The sequence below is a fragment of the Paraflavitalea sp. CAU 1676 genome (assembly GCF_029223285.1).
Classification (GTDB): Bacteria; Bacteroidota; Bacteroidia; order Chitinophagales; family Chitinophagaceae; genus Paraflavitalea.
The window spans coordinates 825,305-845,284 of the sequence record NZ_JARHUJ010000002.1 but is presented as its reverse complement, the minus strand read 5'-3'; the positions used below and the strand labels follow the sequence as shown (position 1 = coordinate 845,284).

General features: G+C 51.6%; 10 protein-coding genes. All 10 read right to left on the bottom strand.

Annotated elements, in window-relative coordinates; all coding sequences use genetic code 11:
* Positions 1-108 precede the first annotated feature (108 nt).
* Entirely contained in the window at positions 109-774 is a 666-nt protein-coding gene (locus tag P2H89_RS08065; RefSeq protein ID WP_275826101.1) for a hypothetical protein, read from the bottom strand.
* 31 nt (positions 775-805) lie between these two features.
* Positions 806-1,960, bottom strand: a complete 1,155-nt coding sequence (locus P2H89_RS08060; RefSeq protein ID WP_275826100.1) for a glycoside hydrolase family 76 protein — start codon at positions 1,958-1,960, stop codon at positions 806-808.
* A gap of 20 nt (positions 1,961-1,980) precedes the next feature.
* The gene (locus P2H89_RS08055) at positions 1,981-3,150 is read right to left on the bottom strand and encodes a SusE domain-containing protein (RefSeq protein WP_275826099.1); all 1,170 of its coding nucleotides are present in this window, start codon (positions 3,148-3,150) and stop codon (positions 1,981-1,983) included.
* Positions 3,151-3,168: 18 nt separating this feature from the next.
* Entirely contained in the window at positions 3,169-4,806 is a 1,638-nt protein-coding gene (locus P2H89_RS08050; protein ID WP_275826098.1) for a RagB/SusD family nutrient uptake outer membrane protein, read from the bottom strand.
* A gap of 20 nt (positions 4,807-4,826) precedes the next feature.
* Positions 4,827-8,318, bottom strand: a complete 3,492-nt coding sequence (locus P2H89_RS08045) for a TonB-dependent receptor (protein WP_275826097.1) — start codon at positions 8,316-8,318, stop codon at positions 4,827-4,829.
* A 31-nt stretch (positions 8,319-8,349) separates the two neighbouring features.
* Positions 8,350-9,378: a FecR domain-containing protein gene (locus tag P2H89_RS08040; protein WP_275826096.1), complete on the bottom strand. Its 1,029-nt coding sequence runs from the start codon at positions 9,376-9,378 to the stop codon at positions 8,350-8,352.
* A gap of 66 nt (positions 9,379-9,444) precedes the next feature.
* A complete protein-coding gene (locus P2H89_RS08035) occupies positions 9,445-10,080 on the bottom strand; it encodes an RNA polymerase sigma-70 factor (RefSeq protein WP_275826095.1) in 636 nt (211 codons plus the stop codon).
* 262 nt (positions 10,081-10,342) lie between these two features.
* Positions 10,343-10,648: a hypothetical protein gene (locus P2H89_RS08030; RefSeq protein WP_275826094.1), complete on the bottom strand. Its 306-nt coding sequence runs from the start codon at positions 10,646-10,648 to the stop codon at positions 10,343-10,345.
* Between the two features lie 132 nt (positions 10,649-10,780).
* Entirely contained in the window at positions 10,781-14,734 is a 3,954-nt protein-coding gene (locus tag P2H89_RS08025) for a hypothetical protein (RefSeq protein WP_275826093.1), read from the bottom strand.
* Positions 14,731-19,860, bottom strand: a complete 5,130-nt coding sequence (locus P2H89_RS08020) for a hypothetical protein (protein ID WP_275826092.1) — start codon at positions 19,858-19,860, stop codon at positions 14,731-14,733. Before P2H89_RS08020 ends, P2H89_RS08025 begins: the two co-directional genes overlap by 4 nt.
* Between the last annotated feature and the right edge of the window lie 120 nt (positions 19,861-19,980).

Below are 19,980 nucleotides of genomic sequence, written 5' to 3'. Positions count from 1 at the left end.
CAAGGGAGTTAAGGGCCGGTAAGATACTATTATCTTGAGTTTTTTGTTCCAGAAAGGGTTTCAAAATTATCCTCTACCTCGCAATACCCCGGCAATGCCGTACGTTGTTTAAATAGCCTTGCGTTTTATTCTTTTCAAATCTTCCAGTATTTCGACCTGCTTAGCCTGATATTGGCTGGCATTCACAATTACCTTCTCCGTTAACCAGCGGATCAATTGTTGATTATTGAAGTAATAGCGGCTCTCTTCAGTTTTGGCAATATTGATTTTCCCGGCACTTATTGGTTTGTCGTAATTCTCGCGCCTTTCGTATACGAAAAATAGTTCTGCGTCCCGGACAAAATAGTATTCAAGGATAGCTTTTCCAAGTTCGCCATAGTATATTACTATTGCCTTCCGCAATGAATCGCCGTCATAAAACTTTTCGATAGATCCACCCTCGGTGGATTCCCCTTCTATTTCATCCTTTACAATTTTTAACCCGGTTAACTTCGAGTTGATATTGGTATAGTTCTTTCGGATGTTCGTAAGGATTTTATTGATACTGTCTGTGGTAATCCCATTGGCTACAGGTTGTAAGCTGCGTTGTCCGAATGTGTCCGATACTGAATACGCCAGGCAGATCAGCATAGGGACTAATATCTTACAAAGTTTCATATCGCGGTTTAAAGTATAAGCTAAAATAGAAATTTGTAGCAATATTTCTCTCCATCCAGGTACATCTGGTAAGTGCCAGAAAACAAATTCCCCGCCTGTCGCAGATGCAGATATCATGCAACAGGCGGGGAAACACTCCTCACCTCCCCTACTTAGGCAAAAGATCCAGTTTCTTCAGCTCGGCCATCGCTTCGAGCAGCATGGCGCCGCTCAATTGCGTGGTAAGGTCCGTGGTGTTGCCCGGCGCCTTATCCCAGGCATTGCCAAATAGTGTTAAGCTCTTATTGGTACCCTTGCTCCACAGTGATTCGGCATTCTTCTTCAGGAACTGCAGGTAATTGTTCTTTTTGTCTGTCGGCAAATTGCCGTCTATGATCAGCCGGGTAAAATAGCGGATAAAGACACCTTTGAACAGTCCGCCGTCGCCACCGCCTTCATCTTTCAAAATGCCATTGGCTGTAAGCTGGCCCGAACTAACGGCGAATTCCGTGGCCTTGATCGCATCGCTCTGGTAGCTGAGGTTATTGGTGATCTTGTATAGCTCCAGCGCCGCCCCTATAAATGTGCCCTGGTTGTACGTGAATTTCCAGGTAGTGTTCTTATTGCCGTTCTTATCAATATTGTCATAGACCCATCCGGTGGCCGCCTCATACAATGTCGCCTTCTGCCAGTCATAGATCTTATTGGCCCAGGCCAGGTCATCAGCATTGTTGAATGCCTTGTACAAGCGCGCTGCTAATATTGCGGCCGGCATATTCGAAGGCGTATTCTTGGAAGAGTAATCTTTTCTCCACCAGAGGCCGCCGTTCAGGTCATTGCTCCAGCCCGCTTTGATATCCGCCCACAACAGGTCGGTGATCGTCTTATACTGCGCATCGTTGGTCGCCTGGTAGGCACGCAGACAGGCCAATGCCATCCACTCCATATCATCGTAATAATAATTGATCCAGGTATTCCCGTTCTTCGCTTTCACGCCGTTCACCAGCTCATCCATCCTCGCTTTTACCGCCGGCGAAGGATTGCGCACATAAGCATCGATCAGCACATCCAACGCATGCGCATTGGGCCAGTACTGGCCCCAATCGGTCGAACTGTTGCTGGTTAAATAGACCTTGCCCGAGGCCGACCAGAAATAGGTTAAGGACGACTGGGCAGAATCTGCAATTTTAGTCCAGTCATACACTGGCCCGTTGATGCCAGCAGGAGGTGCCGGTGTACCCACATCCTCTTTTTCCTTGAGGCAGGCCGTAAAAAAACATACGGCGATCAAAAGAGCGGCACGCAGGCTAATTGTTTGAAGCATATTATTCGCTTAATGAACTGTTATGGTTTTTGATAATTCATGGTGTATGCCGCCTCGCTGCCACGCAGGGAGATCCAGAAATCGGCTACAGCGCCCTGCGGGAGGTAGGTGCGGTCAAACTTCCAGCCCCAATCCCACTGACTGCCATTATTGGTGGTCAGGTTCACGGTGCGGTAAGTAACCGAACTGGGGTATTGACCATCCTGACCGGCAGGATCACCGAAATTCGAATTCAGCCAAAGGTTCTTATCACCGGCACCTTCGTTGACCACCATCATATATTTATGACGCTCTTCAAAGCCCCAGGGCATTTGTGTGTAGTTAACCGTATGAGCGTTCTTGCGCCACACCCCATTCGACGTATAAGGCAGCGTAGCCCAGAATTCATTGCCGGCACAATACCACAACTTCACTTCCTTCACTTCCAGATAAGAGGCATTGATGTTATTGAAATCCAGCCGCACACGCATGATCTTATCGGCGCCGGTAAACGTCGTTTCGCCGTTTACGCCAATCGCCTTGATGCCGTCCTTGTCAAATACATGGTATTGTTTGGGCGTACCGGTATTCGCATCCAGGAATTTATAGGTACCGGCTTTCAGTTTGCTGTAGATCTCAAACACACCGGGCGAAACCTGGCGCATCTTCAACGCATTGGCCAGGTCGGCGCCGCCTTCGGTGGCCGAACCGCTGATGTACAAGTTACCCGGCAATACTTCAAAACCGCCCGGTCTTTCCAGTTCGATCACGCGGGATGAGGCGGCTTGCTTCACATTCGTTCCCTTGGAGGAAAGTACCGTCCATTTGAATTTCTTCTTCTCAAAAAAGGCCGAGCCACCCATCTTGGCAATATTGTTCAGGTCGCCATGCGATAACGACAGCTTATTCATTACGCCTTTATTGTCCGATACAACTGTATAAAAAGGTTTCGAAAAATCGCCATTCGCCTGGTCAAAGGCCACTTCATACAACACCAGAGAACCATCGGCTGCTTTGGCTTGTTCCCATTCAAATACCACTACCTCACCACCGGCCGGGTTCAGTTTAATAGAACTGTTGTCTGCCGGACCAAAGAATGATTTTACTTCCGTTACATCCATATTGATAGCGCGCTCATCTTTATCACAGCCTGTCAGCAAAAAGCCAGTCAGGGCGAGTAGCACAATACATCCAAACAAAGTATATTTCATATGCAAGCGTTTTAAGAGTTAATAGTTGTCGTTTTGAGAAAGATTGGTGTTTAATGCCCGCTCCGATGGAGGCACAGGCCACAGATAATGTTTGCTCTTGTCAAAGGCCCGCAGTTGTACCCGCAGGTAGCCATTGTCGACCGAAGCCTCGCCGAATTTGGCGCCATGCGCCCAGCCGTTCAATACGGTCTCCGCTATCTTCCAGCGGCGAATGTCGTCGATACGGATGCCTTCCATCGCCAGTTCGCTTCTCCGCTCCGATCGTATGGTCTCCGTCAAATTCGCGGCGCCGGGGTAATTCAACGCGCCGGCATCGGTAAAGCCAGCCCGTGTCCGTATGGCTTTGATGGTTTTGTTCCATACCTCTTCCGTCATTTGTCCCAATGACTGTTTCGCTTCCGCATACATCAGCAATACCTCTGCATAGCGGATCAAATGGATATTGAGGCCCGAGCTGATGCCGGGAGCCGACATGGCAGGATCCCAGTATTTTCTCCAGTAATAGCCGGTGGCAGTACCCTGGCCGGCGGCACTGTATTCATTGGCCGTTTGGCCTGCCGGGCCGGTACCGGGTTTGATGTAAATGATCTGCGCCGATCCATTCGGATTTACCCAATTGTAGCGGTCATAGACAATCGTGGCCGTAAGCCTTGGGTCGCGGTTGGCGTAAGGATTGCTCTCATCATACCCCGAACCAGCTTCCCCGATCCGCTTGCCGTTCAGCATCAGGTAATTGTTCACCAACTCCTGCGTAGGTGAAAGGTTATTGCTGCGGGCGCCGGCCGATATCGGCGCGAAGTCGATATACTCACCCCACATTTTGAGGGCGGGCACATATTGCAGCGACAGGATGGATTCATCGTTCTTCTTATTGATAGCGCTGTTGCTGAACAGATCGGTATAGGAGTTTACCAACGCGTAGTTGCCATTTTGTGCGCCGTTATTGATCAGTTGCTCACAAATGGTCACCACCTCTGCCATGCGGTTGCCTTCGTACAATAAGGCTCTTGCTTTCAATGCCAGCGCAGCGCCCCTGGTGATGCGCCCATTATCGCCGGCCGCATATTGTTCTTTGGAAGGTAAAGCGGCCGCAGCGGCATCTAATTCGTCCAGTATAAACTTGAGTACATCGGCTTTGGGTGAGCGGGCGATGGTCTTTGCTTCATCGGGTGTAACATCCTTGCTCAGGATTGGCACATCACCCCACCATTTGCTGAGGTTGAAATGATGTAATGCACGGATAAACCTCACCTCTCCTTTCATCCGGTTCCGGACGGCGTCACTCACCGTTTTGTTTTGATCAACATTCTCCAGGAAAATATTGCACGATTTGATGCCGCCATAGTAGTAGGCCCAATCATTTTGAAACCGCGGCAATGAGGTGGTGAAGTTGCCGCTGGCAATGGCATCCGGCTGCCCGCTGTTGATGCCCAGTTTGGTGAAGGCATTGTCCGACAAAGCTTCATTGTAAAAGAAAGGTCCGCTGGTGTACATGCCCGCATATACATTGTTCAGGGCATTGTTGACATTTTCGGTCGACTCCCAGAAATTCAGTTCGGTAAACCGGTCCGAGGGGGCCAGGTCCAGCTTCTTGCAGCCTGCAACGGCAGCAAGAAGTGCAAACAGGGAAATAAATATTGTTGATTTAGTACGCATATCGTTAGCAATTAGCATCGTTAAAAAGTAATGTCAATACCACCGCCATAAAATACCGGTAAGGGATACGCTCGCGCGCTGTTGGCGCCCGTGTTGAAACGGGTACTGTTGTCAAACTCGGTGATCTCCGGGTCGAAGAAATTAAGTTTGCTGATGGTGAAAAGATTCTGCCCGGTAAAATAGATCCGCGCTTTTTGAATATGCGCCCTTTTGGTCACCGAGGCGGGGATAGTATAGCCCACCTGCACATTCTTTAAGCGTGCGTAAGCTGCATCGAATAAATAAATATCGCTGCCGGTTCTGTAATTGTTGGTATTCGAAGGAGAGCCCGCTTCTGCCAGGCGTGGATACTTGGCATTGGGGTTCGTAGGTGTCCAGTAATCGGTTTGGTGCCTGTACATCGTACCGCCATACCCAAAGTGGAAAGGTTCCACCAGTTCACCCCGCAGCATCGCCGATCTTTTACCTACACCCTGGATGAACAGGGAAACATCAAAGCCCTTGATCGCAGCGGTATACGTAAATCCGAACGTATACCGGGGGAAAGGATTGCCCATGATATACTTGTCCTTGTCATCGATTACGCCGTCCTGGTTTTTATCGACAAACTTAATGTCGCCGGCAGTAACAGTGGAACCGGCAAAACGGGGCGCTTTGTTGATATCGTCGAGGGTTTGGAAATATCCATCCCGGCGATAAGCCTGGTACATCGTAATGGGATAACCTACGCGGCGTACCAGTTCGAATTCTTCTTTACGCTCTACCTGTTCGGTAGCGCCCGAAGTAAGCGACAACAGCTCATTGAGGTTGTCGGCCAGGTTGGCGCTGAAGGTTTGATGGAGAAGCTTGCTCCGCCAGTTATAGGTAACCTTTATTTCCCAGCCGCGGTTCTTAACCTCCGCTACGTTGTAGTCCGGAAAACCTGCCCCGAACAATTGGGGCACATCGCGGCGGGCGTACAGGATATCTTTGGTGGTTTTATTGAAGTAGTCGAAAGAGAAGTCCAGGTTCCCGTTCAGCACCGTGGCATCAAAACCGATATTGAAGGTGGTCGCTTTCTCCCACGTAAGGTCGGGGTTACCCAGCGAATAGCCCGAGCCGCCCACAATATTGTTGTTGTACGCGTAGGCATTGGCATAATTGAAGAACACGGTTTGGTATTGATACGCATCCACGTTCTGGTTGCCCAGTATACCATACGAACCACGGATCTTGAGGTCGTTGACGATATCCCGGTAACCTTCCAGGAATTCTTCCTGCATTACACGCCAGGCAACGGCTGCCGAAGGGAAAAAGCCCCAGCGGTTATCTTTTGTGAATTTCGAAGAGCCATCATAGCGAAAGTTGAACTCGGCATAGTACCGGTCGTTGTAAGAATAACCAGCGCGGCCGAAAACGGAATTGATGCTCGTTTCAATGGTGGCCGGGCGATTGTCGGGCCGGGTGCCATTGCTGTTGAAGCTTCTTTTGGGATCGATCACGGTACCCGTAGTCGGAATACCCAACACAGGATCGGTGAGCGTTTTGTATAAGGCATTCGCTTCTTCTTTGTACGATTCATTCGCCGCCCCTACCAACAGTTTCAGGCTATGTTTTTGGATATCCTTGTCGTACTCTACCAGTAATTGCAGGTTGGTAAAAAGCGATTTGAAGTTGTCGTCATATACCTCCCGGTCGTTGCCGTAAGAGCCGCCGGGTGAAAAGGTCAGGGGCAATCTGCGTCCATAACCATGGTTGGCACGCAGCGCACCGCCAAATACGCCACGCACTTTCAGGTCCTTCACAATGGTGTATTCGGCGTTTACATTACCAAACACCTCATCGTTGTCCGATTGGCGATAACCACCTTTCTCCAGGATCGCTTTGGGATTCAGTTCGGCAGAGACCGCATTGGTCAGGTAATTACCTGCGGTGTCCTGCAGGGAATAATACAAAGGAACACGGCCGGCATCCACGATGAGGGTCGAGGCCGATGAAGAATGGTCTTTCCCCTGCACCTTGGCGTAGCTAAGGATGGTATTCAATTTCAGGCGGCCCAGTTCGGTAGTTTGGTTGAAGCGGATATTGTAGCGCTTATAGCCATAGTTGGGGCCGATAAAGCTGTTTTGCTGGTCGAGGTAACCAAGGCTCAGCAGGTAGGTGGCATTGGCCGATCCGCCGCTGATACTCAGGTTATGCGATTGCTGGGCTGCATTTTGCAGTATCGAACTCACCCGCCAGTCACCATCGCCCTTCTCCTGGAATTCCCGTATTTGTGTAGGGGAGAAAATGGGTTGCAGGCCCGAATTGCTGAGCGATTCATTTTTATAATATGCGTTCTCCCACGCGTGTACCGGCTCATAGGTAATGCGGGGTGTTTGCACGCCATAAATGCCATGGTAGCTGATGGTTGGCCGTTCGTTCTTCTTGCCTTTGCGGGTAGTGATGAGGATCACCCCATTGGCCGAGCGTGATCCATAGATAGCGGCCGAACCGGCATCTTTCAAAATGGAAATATTCTCGATATCCGTAGGGTTGAGCAGGTTGATATCACCGCCGGGAATACCGTCGATCACTACCAGCGGTGTATTGTCGCCCAGGGTACCCAGACCGCGGATATTGATATTGACACCCTGACCGGGTTCAAAATTCCTTTGTTGAATAATAAGGTTAGGAGAAACGCCCTGCAAAGCCTGCGATACATTGGTCACGGGCCTTCCTTCGATGGCTTTTTTATTGATGCCATCCACCGAACCGGTTACGGAAGTTCTTCGTTGCGTGCCATAGCCCACCACCACTACATCGGCCAATATTTTATCGGCCTTCTGTAATACTACGTTAATGGTCCTTCTGCCACTCACGGCAACTTCCTGGTTGATATAACCGATATAGGAAAACACCAAAACGGCATCGTTGGTATTGTCTGGCACTGTGAGGGAAAAATTCCCGTTGGGATTGGTGGTGCCGCCGAGCGGTGTACCTTTCACCGTAACGTTCACGCCCGCAATCGGGGCGCCCTCTTCATCGGTCACGCGACCGGTGATGATCACTTCTACCCGGGCAAGGATGGCTTCCGGGGCAACGGTGATGGCGCTGGCCAGAGGGTTATCTCCGGCGGTGCTCTTTTCTGCAGTCACCTTTCCGCGCAGGATGATCTTGTCATTGATGATCTCATAGCTGATATTGGTGAGCCTGGCCAGGGTTTCCAGCACATTGCTCAGCTCTCCTTTGATGTCGATGCTGATGCGCTGACCGGCATTGATGTCGTCGTCGCTGTACACGAACACATAGCGTACCTGCTTTTCTATCTGCAGCAGCACGGAAGAGAGTTTCTCATTCTTTACTTTAACAGCTACTTTTTGCTCCTTTTTTTGCTGGTAAAAATGGTTGACGCTTTTCTGGTTAAAAGCAAAACCGCTTTGGGCGTTCAGCGAAAAATAGAGAATGGTCAGCAGGAAGGTCGAGAAGATGCTTCTCACCGTTTTGGGACATAATAGTCTCCTGTAATGGCAATCGTTTATCATTTGTTTCATTGGCGGCAGGTGTTTTGGAATATGAAAGAAATTACCTGGAAATAACAATGGCTTCGTCTGATATGGTGTAGGAAAATGTTTTGGTCTTTGACAGGTAGTCCAGGATCTCGGCCAGCGTATTGTTCTGGAACGATCCGGTAAGGCGATAGCTCTTCACTTCTTCATTATTGAACACGATCTTCTTGCCGAAATTCCTTTCCAGCTCGATGGCGATGTCCTCAAAGGTGTTGCCGCGGAAGATCATCTTGCCTTCGGTCCAGGCTTTGTCATCGGCACTGACGGTGGCGGCTGTAATTATTTTCTCTTCTTCCGGGCGGTATACTACTTTATTATTGGGGCTCAGGAACACCGTATCGGCCGGCTGGTTGTTCTTCAATCGCGGAATGAACGCCACCCTGCCCGTTGCCACCGAGGTTTCCACCACAGGCTGGTTGTCGTAGGCTTTTATATTAAAGGACGTACCCAGTACGCGCACTGTTCCTTTCGATAAATGAATAATAAAAGGCTTTTCGGGATTCTTAGCGATGTCGAAAAAAGCCTCTCCATTAAGGTATACTTCTCTCGTATGGCCGGTAAACAGAGCAGGATATTGCACCTTACTATCGGCGTTCAACCAGATCTTACTGCCGTCGGCGAGCACGATGGTACTCTTAACGCCTTTGCTGTTTTGCTTTTGAACCAGGTTCGCGGCATCGGGTTTTGTCGCGGATTGATCATTCAATAACAAATAAGCCCCCATCCCCACCCCTGCCGCAACGACAAGTACCGCGGCGATGCGGCTGATCCTTTTCCAAACCGGCATCCTTTTAACGGGAGCTGCCAAAGGCGATTCTTCGATGGCCATATCCTGGTTGATCAGGCTCAATACCTTTTGTAAGGCAGGTTCGGTATGGGCATTTTGCGCGGGTAATGGTTGTTCCCAATAACGGGCGTATAGATCGGCTTCTGATTGTAAGGCTGTATCGGTCGTCAGTAACGCGGCCAGCTCGGTCAATTCCTCGGGTGTAGCCTCGCCGGACAATTTTCGGGTCATGAGCAGCAAAAAGCGATTCTCGTTCATCTGGTAGATTTTTGGCGGTGTTACAATACTAAGGACAGTGAATACCGGGGAAATACGTACAGCGGTTTAAAAGAAAAGTGAAAGGAGTGGAAGAAATGCCAGGCTGCTGATGGGAGGCGGATTTTTCCGCGGCTTGCGGCCGGCGTTTTCGAGATAGACGTTGGCAACGGCCTGCAGTTTTTTCAAGGCCCTGAAAAGTTGGGTCTCTACCGTGCGGGGCGATAGGCCCAATATTTCGGCCACTTCTTTGTATTTGAACCCTTCCTCCTTCACCAGTTTAAAAACGGTGCGGCATTGATCGGGCAGCTGCTCGATGGCCTGGTTCAGTTCAAAGCAGATCTCTTTCCATTCCAGTTCCTGCGCTGGATTGTTGCGGTTGATCAACCCGGCAGCCCCTTCCTGGTCTTCGATCACCACATGGATATGGGAATACTGCTTCAGGTAATTGAGCGAGTAATTTTTGACGGCAACAAAGAGGTAGGTTGATAAGTTCTGGATCTGCAGCAGGTCGGCCCGCCGGTTCCAGAGTTTCACAAAAACATCGTTGGTGATCTCTTCCGCAACTTCATGCACATGCACGTATTGCAGGGAAAAGCTGTGCAGCCGGGGATAGAAGAGCCGGAACAAACTGGCAAAAGCAGCCTGGTTGCTGCTGGCAATCTGGGTCTGCAGGGTTCTGATATGTAAGTCGTCTGGTCGCATCAGCAATCGTTGTAAGATAATCAGTCTGCAGGATTTGCTACCAGATTTTACACAGGTACCTGGCCCGGGGAGGGCTTAAGGCCCCTTCCATTCATAAGCAATCAGCAGTCAGCTACCCATAGGGACAACAAAAACTGGCCAATTACTTACAAGGGCCTGAAAAAAATATTGGGGATGGTTGGCGGGGAGGATCCGTACCGGAGGTAGGGGCATAAAAAAAGTCCCGCGGTGAGCAGGACTTTTCAAGAAAGTACATCCAGCGTTACATGTCTCCCTGGTTGCCAAGCGCATTCCGGAGAATGGCATTTCTTACTACGGCGCGCTTAACGGCTCTTTTAACCAGCGCTTTTTTCGCCACTTTGCGTTTGATGGCCTTTTTGACAATAGCCTTTTTCACCGCTTTCTTGGCCACTGCTCTTTTCACCGCTTTTTTAGCTACAGCGCGTTTAACTGCCTTTTTAACGACAGCTTTCTTCACTGCTTTTTTTACGACCCTTTTTTTGACGGCCTTTTTTACAGCCGCTCTTTTCACTGCTTTCTTAACAGCTTTTCTTTTAACTGTTGGCATTGAATTGAATTTAAATGGTTAATAAAAAGTCGTTCGTTGTTAAAGCTACAATCATTTTTTGCCGTTACCCATAATAAATTGTCGTTTCGGATGATTTTTGGCAAAGTTTATTTTACAGATTCACTGATCCGATTACACCACCGAACATACATCTGCAATTTTCACCAGCCTCGATGTACGTAAAATCCTTGCCTGATCGAGCGCAAGACCTGGATTATGCGTGGCCAGTAATCCGGCTTCAATATGGCGGGCAGTGATAAAATCGGGATGGTTGTTCGGTGGCATCAACTCCACCACCAACACACTCAGCGGAGCATTGACATCGATACCCATATGCAACAAGATGCGGCGGATATCTTTCATGCGCCAAAAAGTATTGCCCTTCGGTACATCGCCCGGCGCCAATGCATAGGGCTCTACGGGGCCGGCAATAACGCGGTGTGCGTGTTGCTGTACTTTCTGTAAGGCTTCACGCCGCGCTGTTTCCCGCACATACTGCGGTTTAAGCAAAACTTGTTTGCTGATCAGTATATTCCTGTATTGGCTTCCATCTGCCTGTAATACCTGGGCATACAACAAACCAAATATATCGGTGCGGGGCTGCAGGGGCGTACAGTCTTTTCCATCCTGGTACGATTGTGCAAAGCTGGTGCTTATCAGCACAGCATCATTGTCGCGCAGGGTATGCACATGCATAGGCGGGGCCGGGTGTTGAATGCCCGTCATCCGCAATGGCCTGCCAAAGCGGGCTTGTGCCGTGCTCCACTTCTTCAGGTGCCCCAATCTTATTTCGTAGGTAAAAAAGCCAAACAACTCCATCGATTCCGGAGTAAGCCCTTCGGGTAATGGCAGCAGGAAATGCACGGTTGGTTTTCCTGCCGCCGCCAGTGCCGGCGTCATTGGTTGCATGGCTTCGAGGCCCGATTGATCTTCCGTTTGTCCCTCTCTGATAGCACGCACAATTTCCGCATCGAGATTTATTTCGGGTTCGGGCATTTCGCGTGCCGGCTGTGGATTGGTGGCCAGATCGGCCAGCATAGGATCGGCTGCATAGGCCAATACGCGCGCAAAATAGGTATCATTCGGATCTTCAATGGGCCTGGCAAACTCGATCCACAAATAGGACCTGCGTGCGGCAGTTTCCGAATACTGATTGTTGAACAGCGTTTGCTCATCTTCCTCCGGCGTCATGGCCAGGCCCACGGCCACTATTTCAGGTACCTGCCGGGGCGGTATGGTTATGGGCAATGTGTTGGATGCATCGCGCGCTTCATGTTCTGCTTCCGGCGGCAGTGACCCGATCCATTGTGGTTCCATAAAATATTCCACCACCACTTTATCGGGCAATGTATTGGCCCCTTGTTTTGGGTCGAGTGCATCGATAAATACCAGCCGGGTAAAGGAGCGGTCCGGTCCCTGCATCTTTTGCCAGTTCAATCCTTTGCTAAGGGTGATCGTGCCGGCCAGTTCTTTGTCACCCAGGGCCCCCGCTTCAAATCCCCAACGCCGGAAGACTTTGAAGGCAACAGGTTGCAGCAGGTCCCAGGTCCAGTCGCGCTGCAGGTCAAATTGCAGTACGTTGATCCATTTAAATAGCAAATCCTGTTTCCCGGCAAAAGTGATGGAAGAAGCATCGGGTGAAAGCGTGTGGCCCAGCAAACGGCTGCAGCCAAACTGGGTGCGCATATTCTCTTTGCCGGATACAGACAGGTCACGGCAGGCCAGCCCGCTTTCTGCAGCCAGCCTTTCCATGATATCGATATCGAGCTGGGCGCCCTTACCGGCCGCAGCGGCGGCGGCATATTCCTGGGCAGCCGGTTTGTTGACCGGCCTGAAATAAAAGCTCACCAATCGATCGCTACCGGCAGGCGTTCGCAATACAGGCAAAGGTTCCGGTATGGCCGGGTCTTTCCGCACCGTTGCTTTCAACGCGGTACTGTACCGGTAATGCTCGTGGGCAAAATAATCATCGGCCTGTTCGCTGCAATAGCTTCGTATACTTAGGCGCACTTCGCGGCCGGTTGGCAGGATAAGCGGACCATTGCCGGCCAATACGTCTTCGGCAAAGCCCAGCAAACTGGCATCTTCATTGAAGTTGATGACTGGTATATCCCGGAAAGCGAGGTCAAGCTCAATGAGGTCGTCGATGGGTGCATGCGAAAGCTGATAGGCAGGATAATCGCGGGTGGTGGTATACAAATGAACATACGATTCCTTTGGCGATATCCCATTCCTGGCATGGTAAGAACCTTCCACATCCATGTCGAGTGATTTCACTTCCACCACGATCTGTATTTTGCTGATATCAGGATCGGGTAATCCCGGCGCCCGCAGGGTGGTCAGTAGCCTATGCACTTCGGCCGTGTTGCCGGGGTCGATCGCCTGCACCTCTTTTATCTGAACATAAATGTCGTCCAACGCATTGATATCATCCAGTAAGGCGGCTACTACGGCATTTCTATTCAGGCGCGTAAAGGTGATGGCAGGATAACTGAGCCGGGCGCGGCCAATGCTTAGTTTTTCAGCAGCACTTGTCAGCATAACCGGGGGCTGCGGCGCTACATGCCGTTGAAAATCACAATAGGCTATTTTATGAGCACCGGTATTTAAGCTGTTATTGGTTTTCGCCGGTCCACCGCCGGTAAGGTCACTCAGCCTTACCCGGAATGCATAGCGGTTGCCATACTGTAATGATAACGCGTCGTCAGCAGCCGGAGCGTAGATGTTTTCAGGCTGCCGGGCTGGTGGCGGTAAAGCAAGGGACGCCTTCAACCCTTCTGCATGCTGTTCAGACTGCCGTATGGTTTCATCCAACGCATCTTTTACGCAAAGCGGATGGCCGTTCCAGTTGGCAAAATAAACGGGCAGCCAGTAGTCTTTGCTGCCACCATGTTTCACCGGTGCTACTTCCACCCCCAGGTCACCGGTAAACCCATCCAACGTAATGGTATCGATGTTCACCGCGGCGGCCTCCACCGCTACCAGCGACTTCCAATCAAGATCGTCTTCGTCCGTGGGGGCCGGTTCGCCTTCTTTCACCGCTGCGTCCACGCGGTAACGGCCTATGCCCGAAACCGGTGCCGGTACCGGGTTGCCGCCGGCTTTGGCTTTCATACTATTGTTGAGCCAGATGAGTAGTTGCTCTTCATCCCATCCCAGCCGGATGCCTGTATCCATCACCGGTGGGTTGCCATCGTAATGTTCGGCGAGCTCGTTGGCGCTGATGGCCTGACTGGCATGTACGATCTTCGCAAAGCCATCGTCATACCGCACCAGGTCTCTGAAAGCGCCATCGAAGGGTTGGGTGGCGCCTGCCACTACGGGGAAAAGTACCGGCGCAAAGAGATGGCGCGTATTGGTGGTGGCGGGTATATAGGCAGCATAGCACAGCACTTCATCGACAGGTAGTTTATCGTAGGTAGTATCTCCATTCGCCGCTTCAAAATCAAAGTACAGCCAGCCGCCTGCTGCGAAGAAGGCAGGGTCATCGTGGGTTATTTGAATACCGCGGTACAGGATACCTAATTGTTCGGCCAGTTGAGGATGCTGCAGGCAGAAAGCCAGGGCCTGCGCCCAATTGATCTCGTTGTTGGGTACAAAGGCGCCTGCGCCCGCCGTCGATTGTTGCAGCATACAGAAATAGCTGTCATCGGTTTTGGCAAAGGGCGTAGCCGGTTGCGTGAAGTTGAAAGCATCGCGGTATTGGGTGCTGAGGTATTTGTAAATACTCCCTTCGCTGAAAGTACGGTTGGCGCCATCCTTGATCTCGAAAAGAGAGTTGATGGTGTTGAAAGCATCTGTGCGGTCGTCTATGCGGCCAATGGTATCCGGTAGCATTGTTACGGCCGCCGGGATATCACCTGGTTTTGGCGCGCCTTGCGTATCACCGGCAAAAAGCGCGGGTTTCAACCGCAGGGCGCCGGTGGCAAAGGCAGGGAAATCGCCTGCCACAGGGTCGGTATGCAACGTATCCAGTGGGCTGAACCTGGGCATCACCAGCAGGTTGGAGGTCAATACCGCCTGATCGCCTACTGCAAGCGATTGCGGAAAAGGCAGGATGAATAATTTGGGACTTACTGGTGTCATGATATAGCATTGGTAATGGAAGAAAAAGGAATTTCATGCGTAAAGGGCTTGGAGAAATCATAGCTGATCACGAAGGCCAGACTAACATTGAGGGTAAAGATGAGGTCGAGGCGGGCTCTCACCTCCTCCCCTCCTGCTTTCCTAACGCCTGCGCTGCCTTCTATTTGAATCGATGTCATCAGCAATCCACCCGCCAGCGACAATACGCCGCGTATCATGGTGCCGGCCATCAATAGAAATTCTTTGTCGGTAACAGAACCCGTAAGGGTTACCGTACGGGTAATGGAAACCACGCCGATCACCGGCAACTGAATGGCCACCGTGGCGCCAAAGCCGGCCGTTAACAGAATATTCGGTTGGGGATCGAGGATATCGATGTCTACCTGCACGCGCGCGCTGCCCACGGCATAGGCGGTTGCGATCTCCAGGGTAACGATCATGATCTGTAACGAACCTTCAAAAATGAAACTTACGCCGGCCGATGGTTTGATCAGAGATGGGTCGCCCGGCTTCAACGAAAGGCTGAAGAACACAGCCAGCCCAAGGGAGGCCGTGATCATGGTGGGTGGCGGCCCGGTAAGGGTCACCATTTGCGTATCGGGAAACTGCAGCACGGGTATCTTCTGCTCTATGCTGCATTTATATTGCCAGCTATCGGGTGCATTGGCGGGCGCAAACCTAATACCATCGGGAAAAGTAGTGGCATCCGGGCGGCCATACAATTTGCTGAGGCTGCTCAACAGTTCGAGGATGCGTATCATGCATTGCAGGCCGGGATCGCCTCCCCAGATCAGTTCGGGCGTTTCCAGTTTCGGCACGGCACCGGGATCGGCATGGAAATTACCGGTTACGGTTAACAGTGGTTTCAGCGGACCCACATCTACTTTTATACTAACCTTCCGGTTGGTCATTTCCCAGGGCTTGCGGCCCCCGGCATCATGACTCAGGTCGAGCTGGAAGGGACCGGCGCCACTATCGTCATACTCTATGTAAATTTTGAAGCCGGCTTCGTTAACGATATCCATTTTCTTCAGCGCATCGAAATTCTCCGGCCGCAGGTTTTCAAAGATACCGGGGTTGGGAAAGGTGAAACCGTCTCCCAGGTTTGATAAGGTCAGTTGGTCAAGCAGGTCCTTACCCACCTTAAAGGCTTTATCGAGCGATGGGAAGATGCTATTGCTTTGCAGGAGGCAGAAAGGATCGGCCAGAAAAGGTTCCAGGGTATACAAAGCCTTGTCGCCATTCGAAATGCCTTGCGGCGTAAAGCCCGCTTGTGATTGATACATGGGTCGCCTGAACAATAATTTCTGTGTCGGCGTATTCTGCAAAAAAGCATAGTGCAGGGAGAAGTCGCCCGGCAGCCTGGTCACTTTATCATAGAGCAGGATGTCGGCAGGCATCCCCAGCGCGTGCGGCGATCCATTGTAGGCGACCTGGGGCACTGGAACGGGGCCCGCATCAAACGACAGCAGTCCTTTCCTGATCAATGGGGTCGATTCGCCCGGCGCCAGTTGCACCACATCTTTGTTGTTGATGCATTTCACCAACGACCAGGAGCCTTGTTGGGAGAATTCCGGCGTACCATTCGCCGAAGCAATGAATACAGGAGCGGTGCCTGTTTTGGTCGCGGACACCTCTACCCGTGAGATATGCATGAGCTGACCTGAGCCGCCGACATTCACCACACAATCCACCGGTCCGCCCAAGGGGCCTGTTTTGAGCAACAGATCCTGGAAGTCTTTGGGGGCCAGCAGGCCGGTAATGCTCGCAGGAAGCGGTTTGGAAGCATCCGCCAGCAGCACATAACCAAACTGTCCTTTGGAGCTAACCAGTTTATCGGTACCCATCGATCGCAGGCCGCCTCTTTGTACATTCTCCAGGCGCACATTGCCATTGAAGTAAACACCTGCCAGGGTAAGTGTTTTAATTTTTTCAGAAAGGCCTGTGTCGGTGATATTGGTTACGGCATAGATGCCTTTTACAACACCGGGGTGAAAAGCATACGGGTTAACGCTGGCATCTCCCCTGAAATCAAAAAGGCCATCGCCGGTTGCCTGCCAGCCTGTATCGTAGCGGGTAACCAGCGCATGGTTTTGCCGGTGCATGATCACAGAGCGTACCACGGGAATGCCCCAGGGTATAATGATGCTCCTGATCTGCACCACTTCATGGGCCGTGCGGCCCAGCAGTACGTTGAACTGCACCTGGCTTACCAGGCCGAAGTTGGCCAGGTTATCCTGCCAGTTGCTGAAGATGCTGGCGCCATAACCGGAAAAGTCGATCCGCTTCAGCGGCACTTTGGCGTTGACGGAATAAGCTTCAATGGTGGTATGGCCTGCATTGTATGCGCCGAAGAATTGTTCATTGAATTGTTTGGTAATGGGGCGTCCCAGTACGGATTGTTCCGGAAGGCTGAGGTTCATGCCCGGATAGGTTTTGCGGCTTACCACCACCTGCAGCGTCGACCCATGAAAATAAGGATCGGGTACCCTTACTTCGTCGCCTTTGTAACGGGCACGGGCAGCTACCTGCATAGCGCCACCCAGGCTGCCTTGTTTGGCAGTATGAAAAGCTGGTTGGTTCAGGAGTAATTCTGCAAAAGGCAGCGGCGCACCGGGGTCGGCCTCCGGCCTGAAATAAGCCACCGCACACATTCCAAAGGGCAGGCTGAAATGAGCAGCAGCGGCATGGGGGTTATCTTCCTGGTGGTACGACTGGTGAATGAAATGCACCACTTTTTTAGGGGTAAGGGCTACATCCCGTTTGTTGCTGCTGGCAATGCGGGTAGGCGCACCGTTCGATTTGAAAATGCTCAGTTCGTTAAGGATGGCCGCATCGGCATCATCAGGTTCAGCAGTTGGATTGCGTATATAGGTAAGCGGTTCCCATTGAATATGTGGCAACGTGAAAGCCCTTACCAACCGGCCCGAGCTGACGAGTTCCATGCCTTTGGCACGGAAGGGAAATTTTTCATCGTAACCCGTATTGGGCAGGTGTTGTTCCAGGTCGAGACCACTGAAAGAAGCATTGGTTGATGAAAAAGCGACTCCCATTTGCGAGGACCTGCCCGATACATCTACCAGGCAGGTATCGCCCGGCAGCCATTGCAAAAAGGCAAAGGAGCCAATCAGGTTGTCGGGATCGGCCTGGGTAGCCAACCCGGCAGGATAGCCGGGCGATAAACCATTGGGCACATCCGGGTCGCGCAACGGGGCATTCACCCGGTCGTTATACGCCAGCTGGCAGGGGTGCATGATATTACCCCTGAAATGACGGCGCAGCTGGATGTCGGCAATCCGTGGCACGGGAATGATCAGGTGGTTGAAAGAGTTGGCCAATTGCATATCCAGCTGCACCGGCATATCCGGGCTCCAGGTAGTAACAGCGGCCAGCAAGGCAATGCGTGGAGGCAGGCCCTGTAGGTTTTCATTGATCTCGAAAGGCTGGCTGGTAATATAGGGATCGGGTAACGTATGTATAATGCGATGAATGGGGAGGTATTGCACGCAACAGACTGTTTGCAGCTGGTTCAGGTTGGCGCCCCTGGCGCTCACTATTTGAATGCGTGGGGACTTGACAGTAAGCAGGGCATTTTCCAGTGCAATGCTGTGTAATAATTTGAGTTGTTTGTCCAGGGGCAGCGCATTTTCTTCGGCGGGGTCATTGACGGCAAACAAATGCAGGGAAACCTGCTCCTGGAAGTATAAGGTATCCAGCCAGCCAAACATAGCCGTTTCAAACCGCTTGCCCTGGCCGGATAAAGGTCGGTCGAGATCACCTTTCGTATGCACAAACAGTCGGTGCCATTCATAACCGGCCGCATCAGCCGTAAATACGTGCGGTACTTTTTCGGCTGGCGTGCAGGTGATAGCTGACCGGTAAGGTTTACCCGGCTGTTCCGGCCACAAGTGCACCATCTGTTCCGTTAGCTCGTTAGCATGATCGGTATGCCAGCAACTAATACGTCCAGGGCATCCGCCAAAAAGCGTGGTGACTGTTTTGATGGATCCGTTCTCCAAACCGTTCCAACGTAAAGACTGCCCTGCCCCGGTCTCCACGCCCAGGAAGCCAGCTGTGGCAGCATCGCCGAGGATAGCCACCCCGGCTTCGGTAACAATGGGCATACTTTGAAAATACCAGCCGGCATTGGTGATAAAGGCGCTGCCGCTGATGCGCAAGGTAGCTGATTGAAGGGGGCCTGCTTGCCAATTGGTTTGTAAACAGGTCAGTGGCAGGTGCAGCAATTGGTGCGTAGCCAGGTAGCGTGCTTTTACTTCCATGGCTTCCTGCAATGCAATATCAACCCCCAACAGGGTGGCAGCAGCAGCAGCCACCTGTTCGAAGATCCCTTTGCCGCCCTGGAAGCGGATGCGCACAGTGGCCGGTAGATCGGCCTTCGTATCATTCCCATCGCCGGGTTGCGGATCGTTTATTGGTAAAGCCTCCGGCGCAAAGCTGACGGTAAAGGCGGGCGGCACCACGATACGGCGCACATCGGTAATGACTACGGGAGCCTGGAACCGGATAGCGCATTGCGTGGCACGAATAGCCGAATAGGATTGTTCCGGGGCCGGACCATCACATACAGCACTGTTTTGTAACCAAAGGGTACAGTTGCCGGGCTGCAGGTTGGTTTCCGGCAGGCGGAAATTGAAGGGATGGTCGAAATGTACAACAAGGTAGGGCCAGGCCGCTGCAGCGGTAGTATAAAAAGCCAATTGATTGGCGGTGTGGTATACATCGATCCAGGTAGTGGTATGTGCATTTTTCTGTAAGGGCCCAAAGGAAAACACCGGCACCATTTGGCTGGCAGCGGTACCATCTGGCGCTTGCGCCCGGGGGAAGCTCCTCTCGCGCATCCAGTATACCGGTTCGTTGGGGTTTCGTAAGGGAGTGGCTGCCAAAATAGATTGGGCAAGTGCCTGCAGGTGTTGCAGGGTATCGGGCGATGGACCTTCCAGGAGCGGCGGTTGCAGGCTATCCCAGAGGACAAATAAATTGTTTTGGGTAAGTGCCGTTTTCAGAAAATCTTCCAGCTTGTTGGCAGGGGCAGGATCCTGCTGCGGAAAGTCTTTCAGCGGCGCCAGCATACGCAAAAGCGCTTCCGTGATTTTGTCGAGAGTCATGTCAATCCATTTGGTGTGAGAAGAACTGTGCAAAACAGGCTGGCCAACCGGGTATGGATGCAGCGAGCAAGGCTAACGGCCAGTATCAGCCTGCTGTATAGTTGTAAGTTTACTTACAGA